The sequence below is a fragment of the Protofrankia sp. Cj3 genome (assembly GCF_917627355.1).
Lineage (GTDB): Bacteria > Actinomycetota > Actinomycetes > Frankiales > Frankiaceae > Protofrankia.
This window is the reverse complement of record NZ_CAKJTR010000005.1, coordinates 41,717-56,999: the sequence shown is the minus strand read 5'-3', so window position 1 is coordinate 56,999 and position 15,283 is coordinate 41,717. Positions and strand designations below refer to the sequence as shown.

Here is a 15,283-nt window from a genome sequence, read left to right as displayed (position 1 = left end):
CGCGTAGCGCTGGACGAGGGCGGTCTCGCCGGTGCCGACGTGGGCGGTCGCGGCGTTCGCCGCGATCCGCGCGAGGCTGTAGGAGCCGAAGGAGATACACGGCGACATGCCGTCAGGCAGCTCGGCGCCCTCGGCGAGGTCGAACGCGCGGCCGACGGCTTCGTGTACGCCATCGCGGTCACCGAGCTGGCCCAAGGCGCGGGCTTCGCCGTTGACCGCCAGCCGAATCGCCTGCGGCCCGCCCGCGGCGTAGATCTGTCCCTCGCGTGCCCGCTCCAACGCCAGCCGGTAGTCGCCGGCGTAGTAGGCGCACAGACTTTCGGTGCCCCGCACCCAGGCCGCCAGGTCGCTGTCCTCGACGGCGAGCGCGAGGGTGAACGCCTCCACGCAGTAGGCACGCGCGAGCGGAAAGTCCCCGAGGTTCACCTCCATATAGCCGGCCAGCCCCGACAGCCGCCCGGCGGAACGCAGCAGCCGGATACGGTCCCGGGGCAGCTGCCAGCCCTCGACGAGGGCTTGCACACCCTTCCGCTGCCGCGCGACAAGAGGCATCAACGCGGCCGGGCCACGCGCCTCATAGAAGGCGACACAGTCCTCGACGAAACCGTCAAGATAATCAAGAAAAAGGGTCTGCGCGGAGGGTGCCGCGAAATACCGCAGCCGAACGCCGACGTCGAGCATTTCCGCCTGCCGGTCATACCCGCCGCCGAGGGAAGCGATCACGTTCACGGCTGGCGAGACCATCGCCGGAGCGGACGGCCTGATGCCTTCTCCGACCCTCTCGACCTGCGACGCGTCCCTGGGCCTCGGTAGTTCTTCGGGCCTGGCCCGCACGGTCCTCAGCGTCTTGCTGATAAGGAGAGCGTCGGTGGGGCTGAGGTGTTCACGGTCGTCGAGGTCGATCAGATTGTGGATTCCCGTGCCATAGACCTCGGCGAGCAGCGCGAGGAGCTGAGGGGTGGGCCGGCGGCGGTTGTTCGGCAGCGGCCAGTTCTCCAGCTCCGACAACCGTGGGCCGGTCATAGGAGCGGCGCCACTCGGGTCCAGACCGGTACGGGCGGTGTGGGCGTTGATGTGGTTCGCGGCCGGCGGGTCGCTGTCGCCGGCCCCGGCATCGTCCGCGCCGCCCGCGTCCGCGTCCGCCGCGCCAACCCGCGTACCCCCACCGACGATCTGATGATTAAGAGGCTCCGGCAATAGGGGTGTGGGTCAAAGAGCGGGGCTGGGGTGCGTGCGGCGCGAGGCGGAGGAGGGAGCCACCGGAGGTGTTGGGTGGCGACTGACGACAACGTGGCGAGGTGCGTGCCCCAGCCCCGCGACGCCGCGTCCCCTATTGCCCCCTATTGCCGGTCGCTCTAAGATGGGCGGTGTTGGGCGGTGTCCGGTTCGCGCCCGATGCAGGATCACTCTTCAGTTAGGCATCCAGTCCCCTCTGAAACCGGGAAACAGGCGGGGGTTCGGGACTGGTGCCGGGCTGGAGTGTCCTGTGGCGCCAGAGGTTCTCATCCCCCTCGTGTCGGGTTCGATCTCGACAGTCCTTGGCTCAATCACCATAATGATCATGTACCTCTCCAGACAGCGGACCGAACGGATCAAACACTCTCAATTAATTGATCTTGAACGAGAACGTCTTTGGCTCACCTTGACTGTCTTCGAACGCGGCACGACCGCTGGACAATCTGCAGATCTTGTCGGTCTGACACTAGCGCTCCGTGGTGGGGACGGCTCAGCCCGAAACAGCCCGGACGACATCGATAGCGGCGGATCAAGGCCGTCGATGCTGGGCAGTCAATCTCCATCAGGCGTTCCTTCCCCTCCTCCCTCTCCTCCCGCCTGCGCTGGCCGCAGGTAGGCCGATAGTCGCGGGAAAGTCGGTAACGGCGTTCACGAGTGAGCGCAGCTGAACCGGATCGGCTGTCGACAGGCGGCACCGCGTCGTTCGCCGGCATAGGTGGAGGCGACGCTGGCCACCGTGCACCGCACCCCGGTCGCGCCGCACCCCGGTCGCGCCTCGGCTGGGTGACGTCCTACGATTCGGTCGGGATAGTGACGAGTCATATCCGTCAGGGGGGGGAGTTACCCGATGTTTCGGGTTCCGGTGGGTCCGACCCATGCCAACGGCGGGCCGAGTGGTCCGCCCGTAAGCGTGGTGATACCCGCGCACAACGAGCAGGCGGTCATCGGTCGCTGCCTGACGGCGCTGCGTGCCGGGGTACCCACGGACGCCCTGGACATCGTCGTGGTGTGCAACGGGTGCACGGACGGCACGGCGGAGATCGCCCGAACCGCCGGGGTACGGGTGGTGGAGACGCCGCGTCCCGGCAAGGCCGGGGCACTCAACCTCGGTGACGCGGCGGTGGCCTCCTTCCCCCGCTTCTACGTGGACGCGGACGTGGTCGTGCGCGGCGACGTCCTGCTGGAAACCGCGGATCTGCTCCGCACGGACGCCGCGATGGCCGCGGCTCCCCGGCTGGCCGTCGACCTGACCGGAGTCAGCTGGCCGGTACGCAGCTTCTACCGGCTGTGGATGCGCCAGCCGTTCGTCGGCGACAGCCACGTCGGCTCCGGCGTGGTGGGCCTGAACGAGGCCGGACGGGGACGCTTCGAGCACTTCCCCGAGATCATCGCCGACGACCTCTTCCTCTACACCCTGTTCAGTGCCGACGAGCGACGGGCCGCCCGCCCCGGCCTGGACTTCACCATCTTCCCGGCCCGGACGGTGCGCGCCCACCTGCACCGCCTCGTCCGCGTCTACGCCGGCAACCGCCAGCTGGGCCAGACAGAGGCGAAACCGGAGACCGCCGCCAACGGCCGGAGCGGCTGGGCCCGGGTGGTCAAAGAAGATCCACGCAGAGTGGTCGACATACCCTGCTATGTCGGTATGGTGGTGCTGGCTCAGCTGCTGGCCCGCCGCAAGCTACGTCGGGGGGACCTCAGAACATGGGAACGCGACAACACCAGCCGGACCACCAGCGCGGGGGCGGCCTGAGCAGGTCGTTACGGGCGGCTCGCTCGCTGCTCGACCCGCTGGCCTACGCGCACATCCTGCGGATCGCGCACTTCTACGGCTATTCGCACGTGCGGCCGCGCCGCCTGATGACCGTGGCACCCGGGGTGCGCCTGGCACCGAACGTCTCCATCCGCAACGGCGAGCGCATCACGATCGGTGCCGGCGCCGAGATCGGCGAACGCTGCTACCTGTGGGCCGGTGACTCGACCGGCCGTATCGACATCGGTGCGCACGCGCTGTTCGCTCCCGAGGTCTTCGTGACCGCGTCCAACTACCGGACGCCGCCCGGTGTGCCCGTCATGCACCAGGACAAGGACGAACGCGACATCAGGATCGGCGCGAACGTCTGGCTGGGCGCCCGGGTGGTCGTCGTCGCGGGTGTCACGATCGGTGACGGATGCATCGTCGGTGCCAACTCGGTAGTGACCACGTCACTGCCACCGGATGCCATCGCTGTCGGCGCGCCAGCCCGAGTCGTCGGCCACCGCGGCGGCTCGCCCGACGCGACGCTGGCCGACGCGACGCTGGCCAGCGCGACGCCGACCAACGACGAGCCCACCGGCACTCCGAGCAACAACGGACGGGGGACAGCATGGCCGTCGACGTCTCAATCCTGATCATTTCTTACAACACCCGCACGCTCACCGCGGCCTGCCTGGACTCGCTGCACGCGGCACCGGACACCGTGAGCACCGAGGTGCTCGTCGTCGACAACGCTTCCAGCGACGACACCGTCGCCGTGCTCAAGGAGCGCTACCCGTGGGTGCGGCTGATCGAACAGCCGACCAACCTCGGCTTCGCCCGCGCGGTCAACATCGCGGCGAGCGCCGCCACCGGCCGCTACGTGCTGCTCCTCAACTCCGACACGGTCGTCATCGACGACGCGGTGGGCCGCCTCGTCGCCTTCGCCGAGAAGCATCCACATCACGGCGTGTACGGGGGACGCACGCTGGCCCCCGACCGGGCTCTCGACCCCAGCTCCTGTTGGGGCGCGCCGACGCTGTGGAGCCACCTGTGCTTCGGCCTCGGCCTGACCACCGCGCGGCGCGGCTCGCGGCTGTTCGACCCCGAGGCACTCGGCGGATGGCAGCGCGACAACGTCGCCTCCGTCGGGGTGGTGACCGGCTGCCTGCTGCTGGTGCGCCGGGACCGGTTCACCCAGCTCGGCGGGCTCGACCCGCGGTACTTCATGTACGGCGAGGACGTCGACTTCTCCCTTCGGGCCCGAGCCGCCGGCTACGACCCGGTGATCACGCCGGAAGCGACTGTGGTCCACCACAGCGGTGCGTCGTCGTCCCAGCACGCGGACAAGACGATCCTCACGCTGACCGGCAAGACCACCCTCGCCCGGACCCATCGCACCGGTTGGCAGCGCACCTTCTGCCTGGCGATGCTCGCGCTGGGCGTGGCGCTGCGGGCCGGCCTCGGCGTGGCCGCCACCCGCGCCGGCCGCGGCACCACCGGCAACCAGGGCAGCTGGCGGGCGGTCTGGCAGGCCCGCGCACGCTGGTGGCCCGGCTACCCTCCCTACCCGGCGGACGCCCCGGGCCACCTGACCACCGAGGACTCGCCTGCCGGGCTCCCCGGTGCCATGGAACAAAACGGCAGCTCAGCACAGGCTGACACGGCAGAACCGGCCGACGCCGTGGCAGCCGCGCCGGCCAAAGCCACCGAGCCAGCTGGCTGACGCGGGCCTTGGGTGGTGGCCGGCCGAGACCCGGCCGCCACCCATCGATGCGGTAGGCACAGGGGTAGCACAATGGGTAGCATCAAAAGTATGAAGATCAGCGTTAGTCTGCCGGACGACGATGTGCGCTTCATCGACGAGTTCAGTGCCGCAAGCAGCATCCCGTCACGCTCCGCGGTAATCCACCAGGCTGTTGGCCTGCTGCGGGCGGCCAGCATCGAAACCGCCTACACCGCGGCCTGGGACGAGTGGGCCGCCACCAGTGACGCCGGGCTCTGGGATGCCACCACGGCGGACGAACTCGCCGATGCGTCGCGGTGACATCTACTGGGTCAGCCTGGAACCAGCCCGGGGAGCAGAAGCGAACAAGACCCGCCCCGCGGTGATCGTGAGTAATGACGCCGCCAACCGCGCGGCCGGGCGTGCCGGGCGCGGTGTGGTCACCGTCGTACCCATCACGTCCAGCACCGATCGGGTGTTCCCGTTCCAGGTCCTGCTCAAAGCCGCTGAGTGCGGGCTCGCGGTCGATTCAAAAGCTCAGGCCGAGCAGGTACGAGCCGTGGCCGCGGACCGGCTCGGCAACCGGATCGCAGAGGTCCCGCCCGCGACGATGGCCGCGCTGGACAACGCCTTGCGGCTGCACCTCGCGCTCTGAGGCGATCGCCTGCCTGCACATCCGCTCGCGCTCACCTGCACTCGCTTGTGGCCGGTGCGCTGACCACGGTCACCGACGTTGCAGCCGGCGCCCCCAGAAGACCCACCAGGACAGTGTCTGGGTAACCAGCGCGAACCCGAAGAGAAGATCCTCGACCGGCGCATACGCGAACCTGCGGCCGATGATCGCATTCGGGTCGTACGTGACAATCGCCAGGCCGGTCAGGACACCATTCGTCATCAACTGAAAGACGACGATGACGGCATAGGCAGCCCAGAAGGCTTTGCGGGCAAGCACTCTGGTCCGCAGCACCGCGAAGTCGATCAGGACAGTGGCGGCAACGCCGACGACGGCGAGAAAGGTATAGCTCACTGCTCCTCCCCCACCAGCCCGCCGTCCACCGCCGGCTCGTCGCCCACCGGCCAGCCCGTGACCGCGCGGACGGCCTCCAGCGTCAGCACCGCGCAGACCGGCACCACCAGGAAGAACAGCAGCTCCTCCAAGGGGAGACGGCCGACCAGCAGTACCCCGGTCAGCTGGCCGCGGTCATAGCCCCAGTGCCGGCGAGAGATCGCGTAGAAGTCCCAGCCGGCGAACACGGCGACCACCGGCAGCAATGTCAGCACCAGCCGCAGTGGACGCGCGTACACCCGCGTACGTAGGAATACCTCCAACGGCGCCGTACCGACGAGGCAGGCCGCCAGGACGGCGAGGTAGCTCAGGTGCCGCACCGCTTGTCGGGTGAGTCAGGCCGCGCGGAGCCGGCCGCTCAAGGCGGCCGCGGCGGCACCCGGATCGGCGGCCTCGGTGATGCCCCGGACGACGACGACCCGCCGGGCGCCGGTGTCAAGGACCTCGTCGAGGGTTGTCCCGTCCACCCCGCCGGTGACGAACCACGGCTTGGCCCCGAGCGCGAACGGCGGAGCGAGCCGGGCGGCCAGACGTGGCAGCTCCAGCCCGACCGGGGCCCGCCCTTGTTTGGTGGGGGTCGCCCGCACCGGCCCGACACAGAAGTAGTCCACGTCGGGATCTTCTATCGCGGCAGTGAGCTGATCAATATCATGAGTGGACTGCCCGATCAGCACGTCCGGACCGAGCAGCTGACGGGCCAGCTGGGGCGGGATATCGCACTGCCCCACGTGCAGCACGTCCACCCCGGTGAAGGCGGCGAGATCGGCCCGATCGTTGGCGCTCACCAGCGCGCCACGCCCCTGGGCGATCTCGCGCGTCGCGGCAAGCCCAGCGGCCTCGGGCTGCCACTCCAGACCCTTTTCACGCAGCTGGACGACGTCCACCCCGGCGGCGAGGACATCGTCGAGAAACTCGGGAAACGCCGGCCGGAGCCCGGTACACAGGTAGAGCCGGGCATCGGCAAGCCGCACCAGCCGCGCCTCGGCCGTACGAGATACCAGCGCATCAGAATCCCGCACCATACCCATGACCTTACGTGTGACATACCCGGCGGCACAGCATACCCGCCACGACCGGGCCCGCCCAGCCGCTTCTCATTCGCGCGGATCAACGGCCGCGGCGACCAGCCACGACCAGCGGCGGCCGGACGGTCCTTACAAGAGCCTTAAAAAGCCAGTGCCTGGGCCCGGCGTTTGACCTCCCGGCCGCGGTTCTCCGTCAGCGCCCGCACCGGGGTACCGGGCAGGGTCGGGTCGTCCCGGAAGAGCCAGCCCATCGACTCCTCGTCGGAAAACCCCGCATCCGCCAGCACTGTCAGCAGGCCGGGCAGACCTTTGATGACCGCTCCGTCGACGATGAAATCGGCAGGCACCCGTAGGACACCCCCGGAGCGTACGGCCAGCAGCTTACGGTCTCGCACCATCTGACGCACCCGCGTGATGGGCACCCCGAGCCGGTCAGCGACATCGGGCAGGGTCAGCCAATCCACGGTCAAAGTAAACACCGGGCAACAGCTCTTGGTCACGCCGGGGGGATGGGAGCCGCGCCGGCAGCCGCCGATCGGGTGGCCGCCTCCATCACGGCCACCACCCGCCGGGCCGTCTCCACCAGGTACGGCATCGGCCAGCCCGACACCAGGCGGTCTGCCAGCTCGCTGTGGAAAACCGAGGGGGTGGGCGGCGGAAACGCCAGCCGGGTCCGGCTCCCGTCCCCGGTGACCAGGTTCAGCGGGCCGGGAAAAGCGTCAAGCGCCCGCTCGGAATGCCGCCCGGACCGGGCGCTGGGCCCCGCCAGCCCCGCCGGCTCCACCGCGGTCTCGCTGATAATCGAAGCCGTACTACCAACGACGTGGAACCTCGGCAACGCCACCGCGGCGAGGTCGGAAATCGTGACCTGAGCTTCGGCGCCATCGGCGAAGTGGAGCAGGACCCGGGTGTGGTCAGCGTTGCTGACGTGGTGCCAGACCCGCTTGTGCGTGGTTGCCGACACCCACTCGACAGGTTCGGTGAGCAGGTCGAGGACCCAGTCCAGATGGGCGAAGCCACGGTCGTAGATGACACCGCCGCTCACCCTGGTGTCGTCATGCCAGGTACCGGCGGGACGCGCGAATGCGCCCTGGAAGGTCTCCAGCCACAGCACGTCGCCGACCGCGCCCGACCGCACCGCGGCCCGCAGCGCCCGGTAACCGGGGTCGTCATGCTGGTCGGCGTGCACGGCCAGGACGAGCCCCCGCTCGGCCGCGGCGGAGATGAGATCATCAGCTTCCTGGGTGGACAGGCAGAACGGCTCCTCGACCACGACGTGCTTCCCGGCCTCCAGCGCCCGCATGGCCCACTCGGCGTGGGTATGCGTCGGCGTGGCGACGATGACGAGGCCCACGTCATGATCACTCACCAGCTCGGCTGGATTGGCGATCCGGCGGGCACCGCGATCGCCGCCACGAGCCGGCGGGCGGGATCCCCCGTCGCAGACCGCGGCCATCTCCAGGCCTTCGGTCGCCTCGACGGCCAGGTGATGGATGGCGGCGGAGTCGGCCGTACCGAGCAGCCCCACCCGTACCGGCGGCGCGTCAAGGACCCCCAGGGCATGGCGCAGCCACCGGCCGATCAGTCGGTGGTAGGCCGGATCAGCCAGCGTGCGGTCGCTCGAGCCGACCGTGAACATGCCGAGGCCTGTCGACGGGCGCCAGGTGCACACCGGATGGTCCGCGAGCTCGTGGCGAACCATCAGCAGCTGCTGCACGTCATCGGCGATCTTGTCGGAAACGACCCACTGGTCGACCGGGCGGAAGGCGCCGATCCGTGCGGTGAACTCACCGCCGTCCGGCCCCGGGATCAGCCGGAGCTCGTGGACCGGCGTCACTCTCCCGGGCAGCAGCCCCAACGCCTCGACCAGCGGGCTGTCCGGCGGCAGTGAGCGCAGCGTGGGACCGGCGAGCAACACGGGGACGGACTGCCGCGCACGGTCCAGCACGTCCTGCTCAACATCGTCGAGGGGACGGTCAATGAGCACGAGAAGCGCGTCCGCGGATCGTGCGGACGTGGGCCCAAGCCCGGCGCCCCGCAGGTGGTCGCCGAGAACGCTCGCGCCGGGCAGGTTCGAGACCAGGTGAATGCGGGGCACCCAGGCACTGTAGTAATCGTCTCACCAGCATCCCGACAGGGGGCTGCCCGGAAACAGCGGCGACTCATGACCGTTCAGCCCAACAGCGTGGCTCAGCCCGGCCAACACGGGTCAGCCCAACGGCACCGACACGTCCGCGAACCCGGCCGGATCGATCGACACGCCGGTCAGCATCATGCGCCGGCCACGCACGGCGTCAGCTGGGCGGCCGACCGCGACCACCCCCGTCAGCTGGCCGGCATCGTCGAACCAGCCAGCTGACCAGCCCTTGGGCTGGCTCGGGTCACCCCGCCAGACCGGCTTCGTGCCGGCCGGGCGGCGGCCCACAAATTGGATCATGCGTCCGAACTGCTCCGACCAGAAGTAGGGCACCGGGTCATAGACCGGGGCGTCCGCCAGTGGTGCGCCCGCGGCCGTACACAACAGGGTGGCGGCGGCGACAACGGGTGACCGCTGGGCACAGTCCCAGTGTTCGACCCGCATCCGTGCCGAGTAGCGCCGTGACCACCACGCGGCGCTGTCACCCACACAGACGACCGGTGTGGACCACTCGGCGGCAAGGTGCTCATCCACGACGACCCCGCGGTCGAGCGCGATCCCGCAGCCGGCGAGCCAGCCGGTGGCCGGCCGCACCCCGATGCCTACCACGATCTCGTCCGCGGGCAGCCGCTCCCCGCCGACGAGATCAAGCCCGTCCGGCCGGACGGCACGCACCGATGTACCCAGCCGTAACGCCACGCCGGCCTGGGCATACCAGTCGATCATGCGGGCGCCGACCGCCTCCCCCAGCGCCTGCGCCAGCGGAACGCTCGCGGCCTCGACGACGGTCACCGCCGCCCCCGCGGCCGCGGCGGTCGTCGCCACCTCCGCGCCGATCCAGCCCGCTCCGACCACCGCCAGCCGAAGGCCGGGACGCAGGACGGCCCGTAACGCGCGAGCGTCGTCGATGGTGCGCAGGACGCGCTGCGGCCCGTCCCCGGGCAACCGCACCGGGTCGGCTCCGGTGGCGATAACCAGCCCGTCGCAATCAAGCGGACCGCGATCGGTCTCGACGATCCCCGGCCGCAGCCCGGTAGCGCGCCGGCCGAGCAGCAGCTCGGCATCGATCTGGCCAAGGGGCAACGCGGTGTCGTCACGACGCCCGGCGAGCACGGCCTTCGACAGCGGCGGCCGGTCGTAGGGGACGTGCTCCTCCGCGCCGAGCAGGGCCAGCGCCCCGGTGTAGCCGGCAGCCCGCAGCTCCTGACAGGTACGCAGCCCCGCGAGCCCCGCGCCCACAACCACGATCCGCTTCATGCCAGCGAGGGTAGCCGGTGGCGACTGCGGCATATCCGCGTTTCACACCCGGCTCTCAGAGCGTGTTTGAGATCGTCATTCCGGCTCGCCGTGCCCAGGCGCCCCCTGGCTGCGTTGTCAGCCGAACCGAGACAACTCATCCGGTATCGCTTCGGCCTCCCGCCTTGCCAGGGGGCGCCTGGACGCGGCTCACTGATCGAAAGCCCGATCTCAAACACGCTCCTACGACCGGATGCCCGCGGTGGCAGCGCTCGATCGTAAGCTGTGCGATATGGACGCGACCGTCGCAGACCCCGTCATCGGACGGTTACTGGACGGGCGCTACACCGCGCAGGAACGCATTGCCGTGGGCGGGATGGCGACGGTCTACGTCGCTCACGACAACCGGCTTGACCGGCTGGTCGCTCTCAAGGTCATGCATCCGGCCCTCGCCCACGACCAGGACTTCATCCGGCGCTTCCACCAGGAGGCGACCGCCGCGGCCCGGCTGAACACTCCGCGCGCGGTCTCCATCCTCGACCAGGGCAGTGATCACGGCCCCCACGGGAATGTGACCTACCTGGTGATGGAGCTTGTGCGGGGCCAGACTCTGCGCCAGTATATCGGCAGCCGCGGCCGGCTGTCCCCGACCGATGCCGTCGAGATCATCGAGCCGGTCCTCGAAGCTCTCACCGCGGCCCATGAGGCCGGGATCATACATCGCGACATCAAGCCGGAGAACATCCTCCTGGGCAACGACGGCCAGGTGAAGGTCGCGGACTTCGGGCTCGCCCGGCCCCTCAGCCAGTCAACCTACGCCATGACACAAGGTGTGGTGATGGGAACGGTCGGCTATCTGGCGCCGGAACAGGTCAGCGACGGATCGGCCGACACCCGCAGTGACATCTACGCCGCCGGGGTCGTGCTCTACGAGATGCTGACCGGGCAGTTGCCCCACACCGGCAGCACCCCGATGTCAGTGGCTTACCAGGCGGTCCACGGCGAGGTTCCCGCGCCATCCACCGTCGTGCCGGGTATCCCCGCCGCGCTGGACACGCTCGTGCTGCGCGCCACGGCACGCGACCCGAACCAACGGCCACCCGACGGCGGCGCCATGTTGGACGAGCTACGCCAGCTCGCGGCGTACCTGCCGGAGCCCGGTCAGGACTCCGGTCAGCCCGCCGATTACGTCGGCGGTGCCCACTGGGGGCTGCCGGCAGCCAGCCGGTCGCGAGCAACCACCGGCTACGAACTGGCTGGCGGGGAACCACACGGTCTCGAGCCGCGCTATCGGCCACAGCCGCGTTGGTCACGCGGCCGGCTCGCCGCGATAGCGATCGTCTCCCTCATCGCCCTGCTCGGGGGGCTTGCGGCGATGAAGGTGCTGGCCGGGCCGGGCACGGTGCGGGTTCCCCCGCTGGTCGGTCTCGACCGGGCCACGGCCGAACGCCGGCTCACCGACGCCGGGCTGCTCGCGGCCTTCGACGATCCCGCCACCAGCGACACGTTTGCCGAGGGCAAGGTCATGGAGCAGGCTCCGGCCGCTGCCGCCGAGGTGAAGCCCAACAGCACGGTGCGGATACGCCTCAGCCTGGGCAAGGCGAAGGTCCGGGTACCCGACGTCGCCACCCTGACGGTGGCCGAAGCCCAGAGCCGGCTCACCCGTCAGCAGCTCAACGTGGCGGCCGTGTCACGCCAGGAGGCCAGCGACACGATCGTGGCCGGCAACGTGATCAGAACAGACCCGGTCGCGGGCACCGAGCTCGCCCAGAGCGCCCAGGTAACGCTGGTCGTCAGCACCGGTCCGGCCACCCTCGTGCTGCCCAACGTCATCCAGCAGCCCTTCGAGCAGGCCCGGAATCAGCTCCAGGCCATCGGCCTCAAAGTCATCGCTCAGAACATCAACGACGACACCGTCCCCGTCAACAGCGTCGTACGTACCTCCCCTGATCCAGGACAGCAGGTCAATCGCGGCTCCACGGTCACGTTGTTCGTCTCCCAGGGCCCCGCCGACAACGGGGGCAACGGCAACGGCGGGGGTGGCGACGGCCAGCTGGTCCAGGTTCCCGATGTTGTCGGGCTCAGGTACCCGGCCGCCGCCCGGGAACTGCAGCGCGCCGGGCTGAAGGCCGAGCGCGACGGGTTCGGCCTCTTCGGTGACACCGTCAAGAGCATGAACCCGCCCGCCGGCAGCACGGTCGACCGGGGCACCAAGGTGACCCTCACAGTGGGATAGTGCGGATGACTATCTGGCGATCGTTCAGAATGGGTGTATCCCCGGGTGTACCGGCCCACCCGGACGAATCACCATGGGCGGCGAGGGCGAGATACGTGCCCACGCGGGGTGTTCCCCGTCACCATGGGACCGGACGGTGTATACGGGTGCCGATCAGCGCCTGGACGGCGCACCGTACAGGGGGAACAGGGGGACGTCCGTGGGAGTGCCACTCACTCGGCGGCGAGCGGAACACTTCGACCGGTTAACGGACGGTCGACAGCCCGTCGTCAGCTCACGCGACCGCGCCAGGATGGATGTCGTCAGCGCGCTGCGAGCGGTTGAACAGGTATCGCCGCGGGAGGAGTTCCGCGCGTCCCTGCGCGCCCTGCTGTGCGCGGAAACCTCGGACACCTGGCTGCTGAGCAGCGAGCTACCGGCCGCGGCGCTCCCGGCTAGCGAGCTCCCGGCTACCGAGCTCCTGACCAGCGCCGGGCGTACTCCCGCGCGCGGCTCCCGCGCGCGGGTCTGCGTCCGCCCGGCCCTGATCGGTGCCCTCGCCACCTCGGTCGTGGTGACGGGCATCGCGGTCAACACCGATCGGGCGCTTCCCGGTGAGCCTTTCTACGGGCTCAAGCTCCGAGTCGAGCAGATCCAGCTCGATCTCACCAACAGCCGGGTGGAAAAAGCCAAGGTCCATCTCGACATTGCCCGGACCAGGCTCGGGGAGATCCGCACCATCATGGACGACGGGCTGCTCCCGAGGAGGACCACCGAGGTTCGCGCTCTCCTCACGGCCTGGCGCAACGAGGCGTCGGCCGGTGGGGAGGTGCTGGTCGCCGAGGCCCGCAGCGGCAGCGATGACGCGTTGCGCACGGTCCGGGATTTCACCACCGACCAGTCCCGAGATCTGCGCGCGCTGCTCGACGGCCTGCCCGGCGGTCAGCTGCGCACGATGGCCTCCGCAGCTCTTGACTACGTGCATGGTGTGAACGACACCGTCACCGCCGTAATCGCGACGCCGTCGCGTGGGAGCGCCCCGCAGGCCGCTCCCACCCAGGCGGACGGTTCGCGCACCCGGCAGCCGGCCCGCCAGGACACGGACGGGACGCCGCCGATGAGCCCGTCCCCCACACCGGTCTCCGGCGCGGGTGTCCCGACAACCCCCAGCGCACCGAGCACGGTCACTACCGATCTCCCGGCGGTGAGCCCCACCAGCCCGGCTACCACCGGACAGCCCGCGAACACCAGCACCGCGACCGCAACCACCACCCCGGCCACCGGGGCATCGCGGACGCCGAGCGCGCCACCGACCGAGAGCGATCCCGCTGTCGATCCCGAGGGCATCGTGGCGGGTCTGCTGGACTCCGCCGACCCGGGCTGACCCAGCCAGCTCCCGCGATCAGCTCCGCCACGCCCGCTGGATCGACAAAGATGATCTATGTTGCCCCGGTGGATCTGGCAGGCGCTACCCGGGCGCTGGCAGGCGCCACCCCGGAGGCGCCCTGCTGAAGCATCTCAGCGACGAGGAAGGCCAGCTCCAAGGCTTGGCCGGTGTTGAGACGCGGATCGCATGCGGTCTCGTACCGACCGGCGAGATCGGCCTCACCGATCTGTTCGCCACCACCGAGGCACTCCGTCACGTTGTCACCGGTGAGCTCGATATGCACGCCGCCAGGATGGGTGCCCAGCGACTTATGGACCTCGAAGAAACCGAACACCTCGTCGAGGACATCGTCGAAGTGCCGGGTCTTCACCCCGTTCACGTCACGGGTGTTGCCGTGCATGGGATCGCACGACCACACCACAGGATGCCCGGCGGAGTTGACCTTCTCGATAATCGCGGGAAGCACCTCGCGGACGCGGCCCGCTCCCATCCGGGTGATGACCGTGAAACGGCCTGGGATGTGCTCAGGGTCAAGCCGATCGACCAACGCGAGGACGTCGTCCGGGGATGCGTTCGGGCCCACCTTGCACCCGATGGGGTTGCCGACCCGGGACATCAGGTCCACATGCGCGCCATCGAGATGACGGGTACGTTCACCGATCCAGAGCATGTGCGCGGAGAGATCGTAGACCGCGCCGCTCGCCTCCTCTGTCCGGGTCAGCGCCCGCTCGTACTCCAGCAGGAGCGCCTCATGGCTCGTGAACAGCTCGACGCCGTGCAGGCTGGGCGCACGTTCGGGACTGATGCCGCAGGCCGCCATGAACGACAACGCCCGCTCGATGTCGGTGGCCATGAGCTCGTACCGGCGCCCAGCCGCGGAGTCCCGCACGAACGTCTTGTTCCACTCGTGCACCTTCGACAGATCGGCGAATCCGCCGGTGGCGAAGGAGCGGATGAGGTTCAGCGCGACCGCGCTGGCATGGTAGGCATCCACCAGTCTGCGGGCGTCGGGCCGGCGGGCCGAGGCCGTCGCGGCGATGCCGTTGACCGCGTCACCGCGGTAGGACGGCAGCCCCGTGCTCGCCTCGATGTCGGCTGACCGCGGCTTCGCATACTGACCGGCTATCCGGGCGACCTTCACCACCGGCACGCTCGCGCCGTAGGTAAGCACAACCGCCATCTGCAGCAGCGTTTTCACCTTGTCACGAATCTTGTCGGCGGTGTTCGCGGCAAAGGTTTCCGCGCAGTCGCCGCCCTGGAGCAAAAACGCCTCGCCCCGGGCGACCGACCCCAGCCGTTCGGTCAGCACCCGAATTTCCGGCGCGGTGACCAACGGCGGGAGGATCGCCAACCGGTCACGGGCCGCGGCCAGTTCCACCGGGTCGGGCCAGCTCGGCTGTTGCTTGGCCGGCAGGGTCCGCCAGACATCCAGTTCGTCCACAGTGTAATAGGCTACGGCGTAAAGATTTGATCATGCATCACCGCAGCCGTGCCGTGCCTCGGCCGTGTCGGCTCCGCCG

Annotated in this window: 14 protein-coding genes and 1 pseudogene; 7 read left to right on the top strand and 8 right to left on the bottom strand. The window is 69.5% G+C overall.

Annotated features, from left to right (window positions below; genetic code table 11):
• A pseudogene (locus MJ783_RS01480) lies at positions 1–1,197 on the bottom strand (hypothetical protein); the annotation flags it as partial.
• 886 nt (positions 1,198–2,083) lie between these two features.
• Between MJ783_RS01480 and MJ783_RS01475 the strand changes: the two are divergent.
• The 5 genes from MJ783_RS01475 to MJ783_RS01455 all read left to right on the top strand — a co-directional run bounded on the left by MJ783_RS01475 (position 2,084) and on the right by MJ783_RS01455 (position 5,352).
• Entirely contained in the window at positions 2,084–2,989 is a 906-nt protein-coding gene (locus MJ783_RS01475) for a glycosyltransferase (RefSeq protein ID WP_239308072.1), read from the top strand.
• Positions 2,941–3,627, top strand: a complete 687-nt coding sequence (locus tag MJ783_RS01470) for a DapH/DapD/GlmU-related protein (RefSeq protein WP_239308071.1) — start codon at positions 2,941–2,943, stop codon at positions 3,625–3,627. Before MJ783_RS01475 ends, MJ783_RS01470 begins: the two co-directional genes overlap by 49 nt.
• Complete coding sequence (locus MJ783_RS01465) at positions 3,603–4,697, top strand: glycosyltransferase family 2 protein (RefSeq protein ID WP_239308070.1); 1,095 nt, start codon at positions 3,603–3,605, stop codon at positions 4,695–4,697. The genes MJ783_RS01470 and MJ783_RS01465 overlap by 25 nt, the downstream gene beginning before the upstream one ends.
• Positions 4,698–4,787: 90 nt before the next feature.
• Positions 4,788–5,018, top strand: a complete 231-nt coding sequence (locus MJ783_RS01460) for a ribbon-helix-helix domain-containing protein (protein WP_239308069.1) — start codon at positions 4,788–4,790, stop codon at positions 5,016–5,018.
• Positions 5,005–5,352 carry a type II toxin-antitoxin system PemK/MazF family toxin gene (locus MJ783_RS01455; RefSeq protein ID WP_239308068.1) on the top strand — a complete coding sequence of 116 codons (348 nt, stop codon included), beginning with the start codon at positions 5,005–5,007 and terminating at the stop codon, positions 5,350–5,352. The genes MJ783_RS01460 and MJ783_RS01455 overlap by 14 nt, the downstream gene beginning before the upstream one ends.
• Positions 5,353–5,421: 69 nt before the next feature.
• Here the strand turns inward: MJ783_RS01455 and MJ783_RS01450 are convergent, their stop codons facing one another.
• The 6 genes from MJ783_RS01450 to MJ783_RS01425 form a co-directional block, all read right to left on the bottom strand.
• Positions 5,422–5,724, bottom strand: coding sequence for a lycopene cyclase domain-containing protein (locus MJ783_RS01450; protein ID WP_239308067.1), 303 nt, complete (start codon positions 5,722–5,724; stop codon positions 5,422–5,424).
• Entirely contained in the window at positions 5,721–6,083 is a 363-nt protein-coding gene (locus MJ783_RS01445) for a lycopene cyclase domain-containing protein (RefSeq protein WP_239308066.1), read from the bottom strand. The genes MJ783_RS01450 and MJ783_RS01445 overlap by 4 nt, the downstream gene beginning before the upstream one ends.
• Positions 6,084–6,098: 15 nt before the next feature.
• Positions 6,099–6,785: a thiamine phosphate synthase gene (locus tag MJ783_RS01440; protein WP_239308065.1), complete on the bottom strand. Its 687-nt coding sequence runs from the start codon at positions 6,783–6,785 to the stop codon at positions 6,099–6,101.
• Positions 6,786–6,928: 143 nt separating this feature from the next.
• A complete protein-coding gene (locus MJ783_RS01435) occupies positions 6,929–7,252 on the bottom strand; it encodes an Rv2175c family DNA-binding protein (RefSeq protein ID WP_239308079.1) in 324 nt (107 codons plus the stop codon).
• Between the two features lie 32 nt (positions 7,253–7,284).
• Positions 7,285–8,886 (bottom strand): Gfo/Idh/MocA family protein, encoded by a 1,602-nt coding sequence (locus MJ783_RS01430; RefSeq protein WP_239308064.1) that lies wholly within the window; start codon positions 8,884–8,886, stop codon positions 7,285–7,287.
• Between the two features lie 111 nt (positions 8,887–8,997).
• A complete protein-coding gene (locus MJ783_RS01425) occupies positions 8,998–10,182 on the bottom strand; it encodes an NAD(P)/FAD-dependent oxidoreductase (RefSeq protein ID WP_239308078.1) in 1,185 nt (394 codons plus the stop codon).
• Positions 10,183–10,423: 241 nt separating this feature from the next.
• Here MJ783_RS01425 and pknB point away from each other — a divergent pair, with 241 nt between their 5' ends.
• Both pknB and MJ783_RS01415 read left to right on the top strand, forming a co-directional pair.
• Positions 10,424–12,397 (top strand): Stk1 family PASTA domain-containing Ser/Thr kinase, encoded by a 1,974-nt coding sequence (gene pknB / locus MJ783_RS01420; RefSeq protein WP_370651402.1) that lies wholly within the window; start codon positions 10,424–10,426, stop codon positions 12,395–12,397.
• A gap of 292 nt (positions 12,398–12,689) precedes the next feature.
• Entirely contained in the window at positions 12,690–13,760 is a 1,071-nt protein-coding gene (locus MJ783_RS01415; RefSeq protein WP_239308062.1) for a DUF5667 domain-containing protein, read from the top strand.
• Positions 13,761–13,815: 55 nt separating this feature from the next.
• Here MJ783_RS01415 and MJ783_RS01410 read toward each other — a convergent pair whose 3' ends face one another.
• Positions 13,816–15,204, bottom strand: coding sequence for a class II 3-deoxy-7-phosphoheptulonate synthase (locus MJ783_RS01410; RefSeq protein ID WP_239308061.1), 1,389 nt, complete (start codon positions 15,202–15,204; stop codon positions 13,816–13,818).
• Between the last annotated feature and the right edge of the window lie 79 nt (positions 15,205–15,283).